This is a genomic window from Cupriavidus sp. a3 (genome assembly GCF_051015765.1).
Lineage (GTDB): Bacteria > Pseudomonadota > Gammaproteobacteria > Burkholderiales > Burkholderiaceae > Cupriavidus > Cupriavidus oxalaticus_A.
On sequence record NZ_CP170643.1, the window covers coordinates 1,572,594 to 1,588,691 of the forward strand.

General features: G+C 68.8%; 16 protein-coding genes. All 16 read left to right on the top strand.

Annotated features, from left to right (window positions below; genetic code table 11):
• Positions 1–126: 126 nt before the first annotated feature.
• The 16 genes from ACAD63_RS07535 to ACAD63_RS07610 all read left to right on the top strand — a co-directional run bounded on the left by ACAD63_RS07535 (position 127) and on the right by ACAD63_RS07610 (position 16,027).
• Positions 127–1,131, top strand: a complete 1,005-nt coding sequence (locus ACAD63_RS07535) for a sulfate ABC transporter substrate-binding protein (RefSeq protein ID WP_133096440.1) — start codon at positions 127–129, stop codon at positions 1,129–1,131.
• Between the two features lie 74 nt (positions 1,132–1,205).
• Complete coding sequence (ssuE, locus tag ACAD63_RS07540; RefSeq protein WP_135705462.1) at positions 1,206–1,859, top strand: NADPH-dependent FMN reductase; 654 nt, start codon at positions 1,206–1,208, stop codon at positions 1,857–1,859.
• A 166-nt stretch (positions 1,860–2,025) separates the two neighbouring features.
• On the top strand, positions 2,026–3,060 hold the full coding sequence (locus ACAD63_RS07545) for a sulfonate ABC transporter substrate-binding protein (protein WP_434033658.1): 1,035 nt from the start codon (positions 2,026–2,028) through the stop codon (positions 3,058–3,060).
• 39 nt (positions 3,061–3,099) lie between these two features.
• A complete protein-coding gene (gene ssuD, locus ACAD63_RS07550) occupies positions 3,100–4,263 on the top strand; it encodes an FMNH2-dependent alkanesulfonate monooxygenase (RefSeq protein ID WP_434033659.1) in 1,164 nt (387 codons plus the stop codon).
• Between the two features lie 11 nt (positions 4,264–4,274).
• Entirely contained in the window at positions 4,275–5,078 is an 804-nt protein-coding gene (gene ssuC, locus ACAD63_RS07555; RefSeq protein ID WP_195427583.1) for an aliphatic sulfonate ABC transporter permease SsuC, read from the top strand.
• A gap of 36 nt (positions 5,079–5,114) precedes the next feature.
• Entirely contained in the window at positions 5,115–6,059 is a 945-nt protein-coding gene (locus ACAD63_RS07560; RefSeq protein ID WP_434033660.1) for an ATP-binding cassette domain-containing protein, read from the top strand.
• A 105-nt stretch (positions 6,060–6,164) separates the two neighbouring features.
• Positions 6,165–7,028, top strand: coding sequence for an EAL domain-containing protein (locus ACAD63_RS07565; RefSeq protein WP_434033661.1), 864 nt, complete (start codon positions 6,165–6,167; stop codon positions 7,026–7,028).
• Positions 7,025–7,711, top strand: coding sequence for an RBBP9/YdeN family alpha/beta hydrolase (locus tag ACAD63_RS07570; RefSeq protein ID WP_133096434.1), 687 nt, complete (start codon positions 7,025–7,027; stop codon positions 7,709–7,711). The genes ACAD63_RS07565 and ACAD63_RS07570 overlap by 4 nt, the downstream gene beginning before the upstream one ends.
• Before the next feature lie 137 nt (positions 7,712–7,848).
• Positions 7,849–8,802: a sulfate ABC transporter permease subunit CysT gene (cysT, locus tag ACAD63_RS07575; RefSeq protein ID WP_135705455.1), complete on the top strand. Its 954-nt coding sequence runs from the start codon at positions 7,849–7,851 to the stop codon at positions 8,800–8,802.
• Position 8,803: 1 nt separating this feature from the next.
• The gene (gene cysW / locus ACAD63_RS07580) at positions 8,804–9,751 is read left to right on the top strand and encodes a sulfate ABC transporter permease subunit CysW (RefSeq protein WP_135705454.1); all 948 of its coding nucleotides are present in this window, start codon (positions 8,804–8,806) and stop codon (positions 9,749–9,751) included.
• 11 nt (positions 9,752–9,762) lie between these two features.
• The gene (locus ACAD63_RS07585; RefSeq protein ID WP_434033662.1) at positions 9,763–10,875 is read left to right on the top strand and encodes a sulfate/molybdate ABC transporter ATP-binding protein; all 1,113 of its coding nucleotides are present in this window, start codon (positions 9,763–9,765) and stop codon (positions 10,873–10,875) included.
• Positions 10,872–11,816, top strand: a complete 945-nt coding sequence (locus ACAD63_RS07590) for a CysB family HTH-type transcriptional regulator (RefSeq protein ID WP_133096430.1) — start codon at positions 10,872–10,874, stop codon at positions 11,814–11,816. The genes ACAD63_RS07585 and ACAD63_RS07590 overlap by 4 nt, the downstream gene beginning before the upstream one ends.
• Positions 11,817–12,135: 319 nt before the next feature.
• The gene (locus ACAD63_RS07595) at positions 12,136–12,531 is read left to right on the top strand and encodes a terminase (RefSeq protein ID WP_434033663.1); all 396 of its coding nucleotides are present in this window, start codon (positions 12,136–12,138) and stop codon (positions 12,529–12,531) included.
• 9 nt (positions 12,532–12,540) lie between these two features.
• Positions 12,541–13,701, top strand: a complete 1,161-nt coding sequence (locus ACAD63_RS07600; RefSeq protein WP_135705451.1) for a sensor histidine kinase — start codon at positions 12,541–12,543, stop codon at positions 13,699–13,701.
• Between the two features lie 103 nt (positions 13,702–13,804).
• Positions 13,805–14,638, top strand: a complete 834-nt coding sequence (locus ACAD63_RS07605) for a LytR/AlgR family response regulator transcription factor (RefSeq protein WP_135705450.1) — start codon at positions 13,805–13,807, stop codon at positions 14,636–14,638.
• Between the two features lie 138 nt (positions 14,639–14,776).
• Entirely contained in the window at positions 14,777–16,027 is a 1,251-nt protein-coding gene (locus ACAD63_RS07610) for an MFS transporter (RefSeq protein ID WP_195427588.1), read from the top strand.
• Positions 16,028–16,098: the final 71 nt, after the last annotated feature.

The following is a 16,098-nucleotide window of genomic DNA, read 5'->3' on the forward strand; positions in this document are numbered from 1 at the left end:
GAAACCATTCGTTCCGTTCAGATAGCCCCGTCGGTAGTCTTGCTCCTGACACAAGCCCGCCCCCGGCGGCGGGCACAGCAACCAGAGGCGCCTGGCGCCCATTCACGACAGACGGGAGCAACACGAATGATCCGCAAACTGGCCATCGGCCTGGCAGTCCTGGGCGCCCTGGGCGCGGCGCAGACCGCTTCGGCGACCAACCTGCTCAATGTTTCCTACGACCCGACCCGCGAACTGTATGTCGACGTCAACGCGGCCTTCGCCAAGGCCTGGAAGGCCCAGGGCGGCGATGCCGTGACCGTGCGCCAGTCGCATGGCGGATCCGGCAAGCAGGCCCGTTCGGTGATCGACGGGCTGGATGCTGACGTGGTGACGCTGGCGCTGGGCTACGACGTTGACGCCATCGCAGAGAAGGGACTGATCAAGCCGGACTGGCAAAAGCGCCTGCCGCACAACGCCGCGCCGTACACCTCGACCATTGTGTTCCTGGTGCGCAAGGGCAACCCGAAGGGCATCAAGGACTGGGGCGACCTGGTCAAGCCCGGCGTGCAGGTGATCACGCCGAACCCGAAGACCTCGGGCGGCGCACGCTGGAACTACCTGGCCGCGTGGGGCTATGCGCTGCGCCAGCCTGGCGGCAATGAGACCAAGGCGCGCGAGTTCGTCGGCGAACTGCTCAAGCATGTGCCGGTGCTGGACTCTGGCGCGCGCGGCGCCACCACCACCTTCGTCGAGCGCGGCCTGGGCGACGTGCTGCTGGCCTGGGAGAACGAAGCCATCCTGGCCATCAAGGAGCTGGGTCCGGACAAGTTCGAGATCGTCGCGCCGTCGATCTCGATCCTGGCCGAGCCGCCGGTGGCCGTGGTCGACAAGGTGGTCGACAAGAAGGGCACGCGCAAGGCCGCCGAGGCCTACCTGCAGTTCCTGTACACCGACGAAGGCCAGGAGATCGCCGCGAAGAACTACTACCGCCCGATCTCGCAGAAGGTGGCGGCCAAGTACGCGGCCAACTTCCCCAAGGTCAAGCTGTTCACCATCGATGAGGTGTTCGGCGGCTGGCAGAAGGCCCAGAAGACCCACTTCGCCGACGGCGGCTCGTTCGACCAGGTTTATCAACCCGGCAAGAAATAATCCATGAGGCTGGCGGGCCGGGCCGCGTGGGGCGGCCCGGCACCGAGCCGGCCCACCAGAAGAAGGAAGCCCCGATGTCCATCCTGACGCTCTCCGGCAGCCCGTCAGTCCAGTCCCGCTCCGGCCTTGTGCTGGCGCACCTGCGCACCGCGCTGGAAGCTGCCGGCGAACGCACCCGCCACCTGGACCTGCGCGACCTGCCGGCGGGCCCGCTGCTGGCGGCGCGCGTGGACGACGACGCCATTGCCGCCGCCACCCGCGCGGTGGCCGAGGCCCAGGTGGTGGTGCTGGCCACGCCGGTCTACAAGGCCGCCTACAGCGGCCTGCTCAAGGCCTTCCTGGACCTGCTGCCGCAAACCGGCCTGCGCGACAAGATCGTGCTGCCGATCGCCACCGGCGGCAGCCTCGCCCATGCGCTGGCGATCGACTACGCGCTGCGCCCGGTGCTGTCCGCGCTGGGCTCGCGCCAGATCCTGCCCGGCATCTTTGCCGTGGACCAGCAGATCGACACCTCCGCCTCCTCCGCCTCCTCCGATGGCGGCGGCGTGCGCCAGGCGCGCTTCGACGCCGCGCTGTCCGCCCGCCTCGACGAAGGCCTGCTGCGCGTGCGCGACGCACTGGCGCACGCCCGCATCGAGGTCCCGCTCGACGCGCTCGACGTTGTGCCCGGCGCCTTCGTGCAGCGCGCCGCCGCTGCCGCCGTGGTGGCGGAGCGATGTACCGCCTGATCTGAATTCCTGATGCATTGGCGCCGGCCAGTCCGGCGCCGCGGCAGCAACGCCGCCAGCCATGCCACCGGCAACCCGGGCGGGCAGGGCGGGATGCTGCCCGCGTTTGCACGCAGTCCGACTTCAGAACATTCGCCGGCGCCCTGGCCGGCCACGGAGAAATCGCATGACCACCACCATCAAGCCGGCCGGCTCGCTGCGCCGCCGCCTGTTCATTGCCGCGCTGGTCGCCGCCACCGGCCTGGCCTACGGGCTGCTGCCCGGCCGCGCCGAAGCGCAGTCGAAGATCGATGCCAAGGTGCTGCGCATCGGCTACCAGAAATACGGCACGCTGACGCTGCTGAAGGCGCGCGGTACGCTGGAAAAGCGGCTGGCGCCGCAAGGCATCACCGTCAAATGGACCGAATTCCCGGCCGGCCCGCAACTGCTGGAAGGCCTCAATGTCGGCGCGGTCGACTTCGGCACCGTGGGCGAAGCCCCGCCGATCTTCGCGCAGGCCGCGGGCGCGCAACTGGTCTATGTCGGCAACGAGCCGCCGGCGCCGACCGCCGAGGCCATCGTCGTGCCGAAGTCGTCGACGCTGCGCTCGGTGGCCGATTTGCGCGGCAAGCGTGTGGCCTTCAACAAGGGCTCGAACGTGCATTACCTGCTGGTGCGCCAGCTGGACAAGGCTGGCCTGCAGTACAGCGATATCCAGCCGGTCTACCTGCCGCCCGCCGATGCGCGCGCTGCCTTCGAGCGCGGCTCGGTCGATGCCTGGGTGATCTGGGACCCGTTCCTCGCCGCCGCCGAAAAGCAGCTCGGCGCGCGCGTACTGGCCGATGGCCGTGGCGCCGACGGCAAGAACGTGGTCAGCAACCACCAGTTCTACCTGGCGTCGCGTCCCTACGCACAGGCCAAGCCCGAAATCGTGCGCCTGATCCTCGATGAACTCGCCACGCTGGGCACCTGGGCAGAAAAGAACCCGAAGGACGCGACCGCGGTGCTGACCGGCGAAGTCGGCCTGCCTGCCGACGTGCTGGAACTGGCGGTCTCGCGCTTCTCTTACGGCGCGCGCCCGGTCAGCGCCGACGTGCTGGCCGAGCAGCAGCGCATCGCCGATGCGTTTCACGCGCTCAGGCTGATTCCCAAGCCGGTCAAGGTGGCCGACGCGCGCTGGGAGGAGGCGCAACAGAGGCCGCAACAGCAAGCACAGCGCTGATGCGTCGCGACGGCATCGCATAACAACAAGGAGCACGACATGCACGTATTCTGGTTTATCCCCACCCACGGCGACAGCCGCTACCTCGGCACCTCCGAAGGCGCGCGCGAAGTCAGCTTCGACTACATGAAGCAGGTCGCCGTGGCCGCCGATACGCTCGGCTACGAAGGGGTGCTGATTCCCACCGGGCGTTCCTGCGAAGACCCGTGGGTGGCAGCATCGGCGCTGTCGGCCGTGACGCAGCGCCTGAAATTCCTGGTCGCGGTGCGGCCGGGCCTGATGGCGCCGACGCTTGCCGCGCGCATGGCAGCGACGTTCGACCGGCTTTCCAACGGCCGGCTGCTGATCAATCTCGTCACCGGCGGTGACACCGCCGAGCTAGAAGGCGACGGCCTGTTCCTCGACCACAGCGAGCGCTACGAGGCCTCGGCCGAATTCCTGCGGATCTGGCGCGACGTACTGGCGGCCAGCCATGACAATGGCCAGATCGACTACCAGGGCAAGCACCTGAGCGTGAAGGGCGCGCGCGTCCTCTATCCGCCACTGCAGCGGCCGCATCCGCCGGTGTACTTCGGCGGTTCGTCGGCGCCGGCGCATGCGCTGGCGGGCGAGCAGGTCGATACCTACCTGACCTGGGGCGAACCGCCGGCCGACGTGGCGCAGAAGCTGGAAGACGTGCGCCGGCATGCGGCGAAGCATGGACGCACCGTCAGGTTCGGCATCCGCCTGCACGTGATCGTGCGCGAGACCGATGCCGCCGCGTGGGCCGCCGCCGATGACCTGATCAGCCGCCTCGACGACGAGACCGTGGCGCGCGCGCAGGCGGTGTTCGCCAGGATGGATTCGGAAGGGCAGCGCCGCATGGCCGCGCTGCATGCGGGAGGTGCGCGCCGCACGCGCGAGGCGCTGGAAATCAGCCCCAACCTGTGGGCCGGCGTCGGCCTGGTGCGCGGCGGCGCCGGCACCGCGCTGGTGGGCGATCCGCACACCGTCGCCGAGCGCATGCGCGAGTACGCGGAGCTGGGCATCGACACTTTCGTGCTGTCCGGCTACCCGCACCTGGAAGAGGCCTACCGCTTTGCCGAACTCGTGTTCCCGCTGCTGCCGCGTTCGGTGCGCGAGAAGTTGCCAGGCAAGGTGCTGTCGGGCCCGTTCGGCGAAGTCATGGCGACCGGCATCGTGCCGCGCGCCGCGCAGAGCTGAAGGAGGGCGGCATGAGCGCTCCGCATCTTCCGCCGCCGCGCCGGCATCCCGCCGCGCTGGCGCGCGCCGTGGCACCGTGGATCGTGCCGATGCTGCTGATCGTGGTGTGGCAGGCGGCCTCGCAGAACGGCTGGCTGTCGAACCGCGTGCTGCCGGCCCCACTGGCCGTGCTGCACGCTGCCTGGGACCTGGCCCGTTCGGGCGAGTTGTGGAAACACGTAGGTGTCAGCACCTGGCGCGCGCTGGCCGGGTTTGCCATCGGCGGCGGGCTTGGCCTGCTGCTCGGTCTGCTGACGGGCGCGTTCCGCAGCGCGGCCACGCTGCTCGACAGCACGCTGCAGATGGTGCGCAACATCCCGCCGCTGGCGCTGATCCCGCTGGTGATCCTGTGGTTCGGCATCGACGAATCCGCCAAGCTGTTCCTGGTGTCGCTGGGCGTGTTCTTCCCGGTGTATCTGAACACCTACCACGGCATCCGCTCGGTCGACACCGGGCTGGTGGAGATGGCGCGCAGCTACGGGCTGTCGGGCTGGCAGCTGTACCGTGAAGTGATCCTCCCAGGCGCGTTGCCCGGGATCCTGGTGGGCGTGCGTTTTTCGCTCGGGCTGATGTGGGTGATCCTGATCGTCGCGGAAACCATCTCCGCGCAGTCCGGCATCGGCTACATGACCATGAACGCGCGCGAGTTCCTGCAGACCGACGTGGTGCTGGTGGGCATCCTGCTATACGCGCTGCTGGGCAAGCTGGCCGACCTGCTGTCGCGCGGGCTAGAGCGCTACTGGCTGCGCTGGCACCCGGGCTACGCAGCCGCCTGAACCACGCAACGCCGCACGTTCGGCAAGGAGATCGACATGCAGATGTATCCGGTGGAACAGGCCGCGCTGGCCGAACTTGAAGCGGGCCTCGCGCGCCGCGAGGCGGTCAGGCACGAGGCAGCGGCGCCGCGCCGCCGCCATGGTGGCGTCGCGCTGCGCTTGTGCCAGGTGGTCAAGCGCTATGACGACCGCGAGGTGCTGCACGATGTGGCGCTCGACGTGGCGCCGGGCGAGTTCGTCGCCATCGTCGGGCGCAGCGGCTGCGGCAAGAGCACGCTGCTGCGGCTGGTGGCGGGGCTGGAAGGCGCCGATGGCGGCAGCATCGCCATCGACGGTGACACGCAGGAGCAGGGCAAGGGCAGCCGCAAGCGCGGCGCCGACGTGCGCGTGATGTTCCAGGATGCGCGCCTGCTGCCGTGGAAGCGCGTGCTGGACAACGTGGCGCTGGGCCTGCCGCGCGCGCGGCGCGGCGAGGCGGCCGAGGTGCTGGCGCAGGTGGGCCTGGCCGAGCGCGCGCAGGCGTGGCCTGCACGGCTGTCCGGCGGGCAACGGCAGCGCGTGGCACTGGCGCGCGCGCTGGTGCATCACCCGCAGTTGCTGCTGCTCGATGAGCCGCTGGGCGCGCTGGATGCGCTGACGCGCATCGAAATGCAGGGATTGATCGAAGGTCTGTGGCGGCGGCTTGGCTTCACGGCGCTGCTGGTGACGCATGACGTCTCCGAGGCCGTGGCGCTGGCCGACCGCATCGTGCTGATCGAGGATGGCCGCATCGCGATGGACGAGCGCGTGGCGCTGGCGCGGCCGCGCGAGCGCGGCGCCGCCGGCTTCGCGCAACTGGAAGCCGCGGTGCTGCAGCGGGTGATGCGGCAAGCGCCAGCGGCCTCTTCGCCCCTCGATGCGGGCACGAAGCGCCGTGCGCAGCGCATCGACATCGGTGCGCACATCGACAGCTCGGAATCTTCATTCGCTGCCGCCCGCTGAACTCCTATCATGAGCAGGCAGGGCGTGCGCTGCGGCAGCACGCCGTTGCCATCAACAACCCGACCATGGGACCCGACGCGGTCCGGTCAACCGAAGGAAATCGCCATGCCAGGCGTGCATGAACCCGCCAGCGCAGCCAATCCGCTGCAACGCTATCTGGAATCGCTGCCGCGCCAGCCGCTGGCCGACCGGCAACTGTGGCGCGACGCGCGCGGGCAGGTGCAGGGACAGTTCTTCAATTGCTCGCTGACCAGCGCCTTCGAGCCGCTGGTGACCCTGGCCGAGCGCGAGGTGGTCGCGCACGAAGGCTCGATCCATACCTACGCCGACGATGGCGTGGGCCTGGCCGCGTGGAAGTTGTTCGCAATGGCTGCCGACGACACCACGCTGGTGTCGCTGGACCGCCTGTCGCGGCTGCTGCACGCGATCAACTACTTTGCCGCCGACGGCGCGCACAAGCTGGTGCTGAACGTGCACAACCGGCTGCTCGCGGCAGTTGCCGACGACCATGGCGCCGCGTTCCGGCGCGCGTTGCAGTCGCTGGGGTTGCCGCTGGAGCGCTTCGTGATCCAGGTGCCGGCCAGCGCCAACGACGACCTGCCGCTGCTGCTGCACGTGGTCGGCAATTACCGCCGCAACGGCTTCGCGGTCAGCCTGCAGGCGTCGGACCCGGCCGAGGCGGGCGCGCTGATGGCGCATGCGTTGCCGGACTGGCTCAAGCTCGATATGCGCCGCACCTGGACCGACCGCCAGCTGTCGGGGCTGCGCGCCAGCGCCGCCAATGCCGGCGTCACGCTGATCGGGCGGCGGCTGCAGGACGCCGAAAGCGTGGAGCGGCTGCAGGCCGCCGGCATCGACCTGGGGCAGGGCGCTTTCGCCGGCGCGCTGGTCAGCACGGCCGGACTGCGGGCGCAGGGCGCAGGAGCGGCATCGGCAGCGGCACACCAATTTAGCAAGGAGCCGGTATGACGCAAGCGATCGGGCCATCGGCAGGGCCATCATCGGCGGCGCACGGTACGCGCCTGGAAATCCCGCGGCACCTGCAGGTGCTGACCGTGCCGGGCCTGCATGGCAGCGGCCCGGGGCACTGGCAAAGCCGCTGGGAGCAGCGCTTCCCGGACTGGCAGCGCGTCGAGCAGCATGACTGGTCGCGCCCGAGCCTGCCGCTGTGGGCCGAGCGCGTCTCGGAAGGCGTGATGCGGGCGCAGCGCGTGGCCTCGCGCGGGGCGCTGCTGGTGGCGCACAGCTTTGGCTGCCTGGCGGCCCTGCGGCAGGCGTCGCTGGACCCGGCCGGTATCGCCGGCGCGCTGCTGGTGGCGCCGGCCGATCCCGACAAGTTCGGCGTCGCCAGCCTGCTGCCGACCTACCGCCTGCCGTTCCCCACCATCATGGTCGCCAGCCGCAACGATCCCTGGATGCCGCAGCGCACCGCCTTCAGCTGGGGCACGCTGTGGGGCAGCGAACTGGTCGATGCCGGCAACCTGGGGCATATCAATTCCGATTCCGGCCTGGGCGACTGGGACGAGGGCCTGGCGTTGCTGGGTACGCTGGTGCAACGTATCGCTGACGCATGTGATGCCGGAGCCATTGAAGTGACGCCTGCGCCATGGGAAGCCGGCGTGGAAGTGGCGCCGGGCGCTCCATATATCTAAACCGTCTAAGAAAATTCAGAAAGATTCGTTCTGTTTATAAGAGCGGATCTGCAGAATCTGTCTCGTAAGCCGGCGCAATATGCGCCGGCGTCATAAAGAACCGGCGCCACAAGCCGGCCACCACAGACGAGACCGACATGCCACCATCCCTATCCCTGGCGGATGCCCCCACGCCAGGCGCCCCCGATGCGCCGGCGTCGCGTGCGCCCCGCCGCCCCGCCAAGCAGCGCTTCACGGTGCTTCCCGGCTTTGGCCTGTCGCTGGGCTTCACGCTGTTCTACCTGACGCTGATCGTCCTGATTCCGCTGTCGGCCACGTTCCTGAAGACGTTCACGATGACGTGGGACGCGTTCTGGACGTCGATCACGGCGCCGCGCGTGGTGGCATCGCTGCAACTGAGCTTCGGCGCATCGCTGGTGGCGGCCATTGTCAATACGGTGTTCGGGCTGATTGTCGCCTGGGTGCTGGTGCGCTACCGCTTTTTCGGCAAGCGCTTGATCGATGCGCTGGTCGACCTGCCGTTTGCGCTGCCGACCGCGGTGGCCGGCATCGCGCTGACCGCGCTGTTTGCCGGCAACGGCTGGATCGGCCGCTACCTGGAGCCGCTCGGCATCAAGGTCGCGTTCACGCCGCTGGGCGTGGTGGTGGCGCTGACGTTTATCGGCCTGCCGTTCGTGGTGCGCACGGTGCAGCCGGTGCTGGAAGACGTGGAGCAGGAACTGGAAGAGGCCGCCGCCAGCCTGGGAGCCAACCGGCTGCAGACCTTCCGGCGCGTGATCCTGCCGGCGATCCTGCCGGCGCTGCTGACCGGGTTCGCGCTGTCCTTCGCGCGCGCCACCGGCGAGTACGGCTCGGTGGTTTTTATCTCCGGCAACATGCCGATGGTGTCCGAGATCGCGCCGCTGATGATTTATTCCAAGCTGGAGCAATACGACTACGCCGGCGCCACCGCGGTGGCCGTGGTGATGCTGGTGATCTCGTTCGGACTGCTGCTGTTGATCAACCTGCTGCAGGCCTGGACGCGCCGCCACCAGTCGGGTGCGCGCGCTGCGCTGGCACCGGAAGCGCCCGCGACGGGCAAGGAGTTCTGACATGGCGGGCGCAGTTTCGGGACGCCTGGGCGCGCAGCGCCAGGCCAAGGCCCACCACGCATTCGATGCCACCGGCGAGGCGCCATGGGTGCGCTACACGCTGATCACGGTGGCGGTGCTGTTCCTCACGCTGTTCCTGTTCGTGCCGCTGGCTTCGGTGTTCTACGAAGCGCTGCGCAAGGGCGTGCAGACCTACTTTGAAGCGCTGGTCGAACCCGATGCCGTGGCCGCGATCCAGCTCACGCTGACGGTGGCGGCGATCGCGGTGCCGCTGAACGTGGTGTTCGGCGTGGCGGCGGCATGGGCCATCGCCAAGTTCGAGTTCCGCGGCAAGAACCTGCTGATCACGCTGATCGACCTGCCGTTCTCGGTGTCGCCGGTGATCTCCGGCCTGGTCTATGTGCTGCTGTTTGGCGCGCAGGGCTGGTTCGGCCCGTGGCTGGAAGCGCACGACATCAAGATCATGTTCGCGGTGCCCGGCATCGTGCTGGCGACGATCTTCGTGACCTTCCCCTTCGTGGCGCGCGAACTGATCCCGCTGATGCAGGCGCAGGGCAGCGAAGAGGAAGAGGCCGCGATCGTGCTGGGCGCCTCGGGCTGGCAGACCTTCCGCCATATCACGCTGCCCAATATCCGCTGGGGCCTGCTGTACGGCGTGATCCTTTGCAATGCGCGCGCGATGGGCGAGTTCGGCGCGGTATCGGTGGTGTCGGGCCATATCCGCGGGCTGACCAACACCATGCCGCTGCACGTAGAGATCCTCTACAACGAATACAACTTCGCGGCGGCCTTCGCGGTGGCCTCGCTGCTGACGCTGCTGGCGCTGGTCACCCTCGGCATCAAGACGCTGGTGGAATGGCGCGCGCGCAAAGAGACGGAAGAGGCCGTGATCGAGCGGCCGATTGGTACAGCTGGTACAGCAGGAACCCCCCTGCAGGCATCCGTGTAAGGAACGGCATCATGAGTATCCAGGTCAAGAACGTAGAGAAGCGCTTTGGCGATTTCGTCGCGCTGGACAATGTCTCGCTCGATTTCGACGAAGGCGAGCTGACCGCGCTGCTGGGGCCGTCTGGTTGCGGCAAGACCACGCTGCTGCGCATCATCGCCGGCCTGGAGCGCGCCGACGCGGGCCAGATCGTGCTGTCCGGGCGGGACGCCTCGGACCAGCATGTGCGCCAGCGCCAGGTGGGCTTCGTATTCCAGCACTACGCGCTGTTCAAGCACATGAGCGTGTTCGAGAACGTGGCCTTCGGCCTGCGCGTGAAGCCGCGCGCCGAGCGCCCGAGCGAAGCGCAGATCCGCGAGAAGGTGCATTCGCTGCTCGACCTGGTGCAGCTGGACTGGCTGGCCGACCGCTACCCGTCGCAGCTGTCGGGTGGCCAGCGCCAGCGCATCGCGCTGGCGCGCGCGCTGGCGGTGGAGCCGCGCGTGCTGCTGCTCGACGAACCGTTCGGTGCGCTCGACGCCAAGGTGCGCAAGGAGCTGCGCCGCTGGCTGCGCCGCCTGCACGATGAACTGCATGTGACCAGCGTGTTCGTCACGCACGACCAGGAAGAAGCGCTGGAAGTGGCCGACCAGGTGGTGCTGATGAACCGCGGCCACGTCGAGCAGTATGGCTCGCCCGAGGCGGTCTACAACCATCCGGCCACGCCGTTCGTGTTCGGCTTCCTCGGCAATGTGAACCTGTTCCACGGCCGGCTGGAAGTGGGCGAGAGCGGCGGCCTGCTGCATACCGGCGAAGCGGTGCTGCCGGTGGTCGGCAGCGGGCACGAGACCGCAGGTGATGCGGTGGCGTATGTGCGTCCGCACGACCTGGACCTGGAGCGCTATTCGCCCGGCGCCGACGGCATTGCCGTGACGCTGCGCCGCGCGCTGACGCTCGGCCCGGTGGCCCAGCTCGAACTCGAGCGTGAAGACAACCAGGACGTGATCGAGGTGGCGCTGCCGCTCGAGCGCTTCCGCCGCGCGGGCTTCCGCGAGGGCGAGCTGCTCGCCGTGCGGCCGCGCCAGCTGCGCGTCTTTACGCAGGCCAACGGCACTGCCCCCATCAAAAAACAAGAGGCCGCACGATGAACTTCCAGCAACTCCGATCGATCCGCGAGGCGGTGCGCCGCCAGTTCAACCTGACCGAGGTCGCCAACGCGCTCTACACCTCGCAGCCCGGCGTGTCGCGCCAGATCCGCGAACTGGAAGAAGAGCTGGGCGTGGAGATCTTCGAGCGCTACGGCAAGCGCCTGACCGGGCTGACCGAGCCCGGCCGCGAGATCGTGCGCATCGTCGAGCGCCTGCTGCTTGAGGCCGAGAACCTGCGCCAGGCCGGCGACGAGTTCGCCGGCCGCCATACCGGGCGCCTGACCGTGGCCACCACCCACACGCAGGCCCGCTACGCGCTGCCGCGCGTGGTGCAGGCCTTCCGCCGCGAGTATCCGCACGTGACCCTCGCGCTGCAGGAAGCGTCGCCCACGCATATCGTTGAGCTGCTGCTGACGGGGCAGGCCGATATCGGCATCGCCACCGAAGCGCTGGCGACCGAAGCCGGGCTGACCTCGTTCGAGGCTTACAGCTGGCAGCACGTGCTGGTGGTTTCGCCCGACCATCCGCTGACGCGCCTGCCCGAGCCGACGCTCGAGGACGTGGCCGGTTTCCAGCTCATCACTTACGACGCCGGCTTTACCGGCCGCCGCAAGATCGACAGCGCCTTCGCCGAAGCCGGGCTGCAGCCGGAGATCGTGCTGACCGCGCTCGACGCCGACGTGATCAAGACCTATGCCGAGCTGGAGCTGGGCGTGGGCATCATCGCGTCGATGGCGTACGACGAGCGCAAGGATTCTGGCCTGGTGCGCATCAAGGCCGACCACCTGTTCGCGCCCAACACCACCAGCGTGGCCGTGCGCCGTGGTTCCTACCTGCGCGGCTATGCGCACGCCTTCATCAATATGTTCGCGCCGCACCTGTCGCGCGACACCGTCAGCAGCGCGCTGTCGGAGCAGGAGCGGCAGGCGCTGGCGGCCTGAGCGCCGCCCGTATCTCGGCCCGGCGCCGGGCTTTGCCCGGCGCCGGATGGCGTTGGCTGCACCTCGCCGCCTTCCGCGCGCGCCGTCCGCCCCCGCACGGTGCCGTTCGCGCCCCGTTTCCACCGTTCGTCGCAACAGGCTTTCTTCGCAGCCGGGTGAAGGGTAAAGTCCGTGCACGTGCCACGCATGGCCTTCCGCATCCGGATTGAACTTGCGCGGCGCTTTCCCGCAGTGCAACAGATATTGCGCGCGGCTGCCCCTTCGGCCCCTGGCCGGGCGATGTAGGCGGGCAGAAAAAGGGCAAGGGAGAGAGACGATCATGCGCAAAGAACCGCTGCTGCGCTGGCAGTGGCGCGGCTATGGCCGCAACCACCAGCATCCCCGCAACCTGCTGCTGCATATCGTGGCCGTGCCGATGTTCATGGCGGGCACGGTGCTGGGCGCCTATGGCATCCTGCGGCTGCGCCTGCCCGCGGTGGCGCTGGGGCTGGTGTGCATGGGCATGTCGCTGGCGCTGCAAGGGCGCGGGCACCGGCTCGAGGCCAACGCGCCGGAGCCGTTTGCCGGACCGGCGGACATCGCCGGACGCATCTTCGCCGAGCAATGGATCACCTTCCCGCGCTATGTGCTGTCAGGGCAGTGGTGGCGTGCGCTGACCGGTGAGTGTGGCACGCGCGTCACCTCGGGGGATTGCGCCGAGACGAGCCAACGCTAACATACCGCCATGAACCGCTGCATCTCCACCGTCGCCACCGCGCCCCCGTCGCGGCTTACCATCCTCGGGCGCGACCTGCTGTTCGTGCTGTGCATGAACACGGTCATCGCCGTCAGCCTCAACTACGGCTTCCAGACCGGCGGCACGCTCTGGCACAACTTTGTCTACAGCCAGCTGATCGGCCTGTCGATCTGGCTGCTGATCGATATCCCCCGCGTCGGCATCTGGTGGAACGACCGGCCGCGGCGCTGGCCTTTCCTGCTGCTGGCCGCCGCCGCGGTGCCGACCGGCGTGGTGATCGGCGGCTGGGCCACGCGCGTGGCGCTGGACCTGCCGCCCAAGTCGGTGGCCGAAACCGGCGACATGCTGCGCATGTGCCTGGTGGTGGGCATGCTGGCATCGGCGTCGATGATCTATTTTTACTGGTCGCGCGAGAAGCTCGCCTACCTGGAGCGCCAGGCCGCGCTCGACGCGCTGCAGCGCGAGGAAGCCGAAAAGCAACTGGTGCGCGCGCAGCTGATGGCGCTGCAGGCGCAGATCGAGCCGCACTTCCTGTTCAACTCGCTGGCCAACCTCGACGGCCTGATCGCCACCGACCCGCCCGCCGCGCGCCAGCTGCTGCAGCGCCTGATCGGATTCCTGCGCATGTCACTGGCCCACACCCGCGCCGAGCAATGCACGCTGCGGCAGGAGTTCGAGCTGCTGCGCAGCTACCTGGATATCCAGGGCATGCGCTTCGGCCAGCGGCTGTCGTATGACATCGACCTGCCGCGCGAGCTGGCCAAGGTCGAAATTCCGCCGATGCTGATCCAGCCGCTGGTGGAAAACGCGGTGACGCACGGTATCGAGCCTTGCATGATCGGCGGGCATATCCGCCTGTCGGCGCGCGCCGCCGGCGACGATGCGGTGCAGGTCATCATTGCCGATACCGGCGTGGGCTTTGGCCAGGCCTCGGGCAAGGGCTCGGGGCTGGGCATCACCCATGTGCGCGAGCGGCTGGCACGGATCTTCGGGGCCGCCGCCAGCATGCAGATGGAAGAAAACACGCCGCGCGGCGTGGTGGTGCGGCTGACGCTGCCGCTGGTGCGCCCGGTCGAGGCGCCGACCCTGACGCAGACGGTCACGCTGCCGGAGAGCATGCCGGTGTCGCCGGCGATCCAGCGGACCTGAACGCGCTGCTGGCGATCGCCGGTGCGAAGACAACGAGGGGCGCTGCGTAGGGCGGCGCCCCCAGCATCGCCCAGATTTTTTCACTGCCCCCAACCTCGCCCCCATGACCCCGACCCTTCTGATCGCCGACGACGAAGCGCTGCTCGCGCGCGTGCTGGAATCCGAACTGAAGTCGCTGTGGCCCGAGGCCCGTATCGTCTCGGTCGTGCACGACGGCATGGCCGCGCTGGCCGCCGCGCGCGAGCACCAGCCGCGCGTGGTGTTCCTGGACATCCGCATGCCGGGCATGAGCGGCATGGACGTGGCGCGCGAGCTGATCGAGTTTGATATCCCGCCGCTGGTGGTCTTTGTCACCGCCTATGACCAGTTTGCACTGGAGGCCTTCGAGCGCGCCGCGGTCGACTATGTGCTCAAGCCGGTGCAGCGCGAGCGGTTGGAGGCGACCGTGTGCCGCCTCAAGGAACGCCTGCAGGCGATGTCGGACACGGAGGACGACGCAGACGAGGAGACGGATGAGGGCGCCGCCATGCTCGACACCGACCGCCTGGGGCAACTGCTGGCGCGGCTCGAATCCCTGGAGCACGCCACGCCCGGCGGCGCGTCGCAGCGCCAGTACCTGCGCTTTATCAAGGCGCTGGTCGGTCAGGAGGTCCGCATCATCCCGGTCGACGAGGTGATCTACCTGGAGGCAACCGACAAGTACGTCAACGTGGTCTCCAGCGCCGGCGAGGCGCTGATCCGCACCAGCCTGCGCGAACTGACCCAGCAACTGGATCCGGAGCGTTTCTGGCAGGTCCACCGCGGCACGGTGGTCAACATCGACTGCGTGGCCAGCGCGGTCAACCAGTCGCTGGGGCGGCTGTCGCTGCGGCTGCGCGACCGGCCCGAGCTGCTGCCGGTGGCGCGCCAGTACGCGCACCTGTTCAAGCAGATGTAAGGATCGCAGCAAGCGGCGGTACCGCCACCCGGCTGCAGCGTGGCGCGGTTTTCCTCTATGATGCGGGCTTCGGCCCGCATTTTTTGCTGGCTCGCCGCATCTACTCCGCAGCCCGCAACCGCACCTTCCGCCCGCGCCATGTCCACCGCCGCCATCGATCCCGCCCGCAATCCGCTTCGCCATGACGCCCAGGTGATCGGGCTGGTCGGGCTGGCGCATGGGGTCTCGCATTTCTATCATTTGCTGCTGGCGCCGCTGTTCCCGTGGATCAAGGCCGAGTTCGGCCTGAGCTATGCGGAGCTCGGCCTGCTGATGACGGTGTTCTTCGCCGTGTCGGCGGTAGTGCAGACCGCCTCGGGTTTCGTGGTGGACCGCTTCGGCGCGCGTCCGGTGCTGTTTGCCGGGCTGGCCTTCCTGGGCAGTGCGGCGCTGCTGCTATCGGCCAGCAACGGCTATGCCGCGCTGCTGGCCGGCGCGGCGGTGGCGGGGCTGGGCAACGGCGTGTTCCACCCGGCTGATTTCACGCTGCTGAACAAGCACGTATCGCAGCCGCGGCTGGGCCATGCGTTCTCGGCCCACGGCATTTCCGGCAACCTGGGCTGGGCGGCGGCGCCGCTGTTCCTGGTCACCATCGCCAACCTGGCCAGCTGGCGCGTGGCGCTGGCGGCGGCTTCGGTCGTGGCCTTCGCGGTGCTGGCCGTGCTGGTGGTGCTGCGCCATGTGCTGGATCCGCGCGAGGTGCGCGACTCCGTGGGCCGTCCCGCCGCCAGGGCCGCCGGCGGCAGCCTGCTGGGCTTCCTGCGGCTGCCGCAGGTATGGGTGTGCTGGGCGTTCTTTCTGCTGACCACGTTCTCCGCCGCGGGCATCCAGAGCTTTGCGCCGACCGCGCTGACCTACCTGTACGGCATGCCGTTCACGCTGGCCACGGCTTCATACACCATTTACATGCTGTGCAGCGCCGGCGGCATGGTGGTCGGCGGCTTTGCCGCCAGCCGCACCAGCAACCATGACCGGCTCATCGCCCTCAGCTTTACCGTCTCCGGCCTGTTCGCCATCCTGGTCGGGTTGAACCTGTTCCCCGCGCTGCTGGTGCCGGTGCTGATGGGGGTGATCGGGTTTGGCGCCGGCATCGCCGGTCCGTCGCGCGACCTGCTGGTGCGTGCCGCCGCGCCCGCCGGCGCCACCGGCCGTGTCTATGGCGTGGTCTATTCCGGCCTCGACATCGGGCTGGCCTGCGGGCCGCTGTTCTTTGGCGCGCTGATGGATGCGCGGCTGCCGGCCTGGGTGTTCTTCATGATCGGCGGCTTCCAGCTGATCTCGATCTTTACCGCGGTGACGGTGGGCAACGGCAACCGCTCGCGCCGCGGCGCCGCGGCGCCGGCAGCCTGAACCGGGCCGGCGCCGCCGGCCGCCATTGCCTGCCCTCTGCGCGTCTCGCCTTGTTCCAGCCTGCCTCGAGG

Bases quoted from the DNA above. Each gene is read 5' to 3' on its own strand.
- ACAD63_RS07535 (WP_133096440.1), top strand. From the start codon at position 127: ATGATCCGCAAACTGGCCATCGGCCTGGCAGTCCTGGGCGCCCTGGGC.
- ssuE (WP_135705462.1), top strand. From the start codon at position 1,206: ATGTCCATCCTGACGCTCTCCGGCAGCCCGTCAGTCCAGTCCCGCTCC.
- ACAD63_RS07545 (WP_434033658.1), top strand. From the start codon at position 2,026: ATGACCACCACCATCAAGCCGGCCGGCTCGCTGCGCCGCCGCCTGTTC.
- ssuD (WP_434033659.1), top strand. From the start codon at position 3,100: ATGCACGTATTCTGGTTTATCCCCACCCACGGCGACAGCCGCTACCTC.
- ssuC (WP_195427583.1), top strand. From the start codon at position 4,275: ATGAGCGCTCCGCATCTTCCGCCGCCGCGCCGGCATCCCGCCGCGCTG.
- ACAD63_RS07560 (WP_434033660.1), top strand. From the start codon at position 5,115: ATGCAGATGTATCCGGTGGAACAGGCCGCGCTGGCCGAACTTGAAGCG.
- ACAD63_RS07565 (WP_434033661.1), top strand. From the start codon at position 6,165: ATGCCAGGCGTGCATGAACCCGCCAGCGCAGCCAATCCGCTGCAACGC.
- ACAD63_RS07570 (WP_133096434.1), top strand. From the start codon at position 7,025: ATGACGCAAGCGATCGGGCCATCGGCAGGGCCATCATCGGCGGCGCAC.
- cysT (WP_135705455.1), top strand. From the start codon at position 7,849: ATGCCACCATCCCTATCCCTGGCGGATGCCCCCACGCCAGGCGCCCCC.
- cysW (WP_135705454.1), top strand. From the start codon at position 8,804: ATGGCGGGCGCAGTTTCGGGACGCCTGGGCGCGCAGCGCCAGGCCAAG.
- ACAD63_RS07585 (WP_434033662.1), top strand. From the start codon at position 9,763: ATGAGTATCCAGGTCAAGAACGTAGAGAAGCGCTTTGGCGATTTCGTC.
- ACAD63_RS07590 (WP_133096430.1), top strand. From the start codon at position 10,872: ATGAACTTCCAGCAACTCCGATCGATCCGCGAGGCGGTGCGCCGCCAG.
- ACAD63_RS07595 (WP_434033663.1), top strand. From the start codon at position 12,136: ATGCGCAAAGAACCGCTGCTGCGCTGGCAGTGGCGCGGCTATGGCCGC.
- ACAD63_RS07600 (WP_135705451.1), top strand. From the start codon at position 12,541: ATGAACCGCTGCATCTCCACCGTCGCCACCGCGCCCCCGTCGCGGCTT.
- ACAD63_RS07605 (WP_135705450.1), top strand. From the start codon at position 13,805: ATGACCCCGACCCTTCTGATCGCCGACGACGAAGCGCTGCTCGCGCGC.
- ACAD63_RS07610 (WP_195427588.1), top strand. From the start codon at position 14,777: ATGTCCACCGCCGCCATCGATCCCGCCCGCAATCCGCTTCGCCATGAC.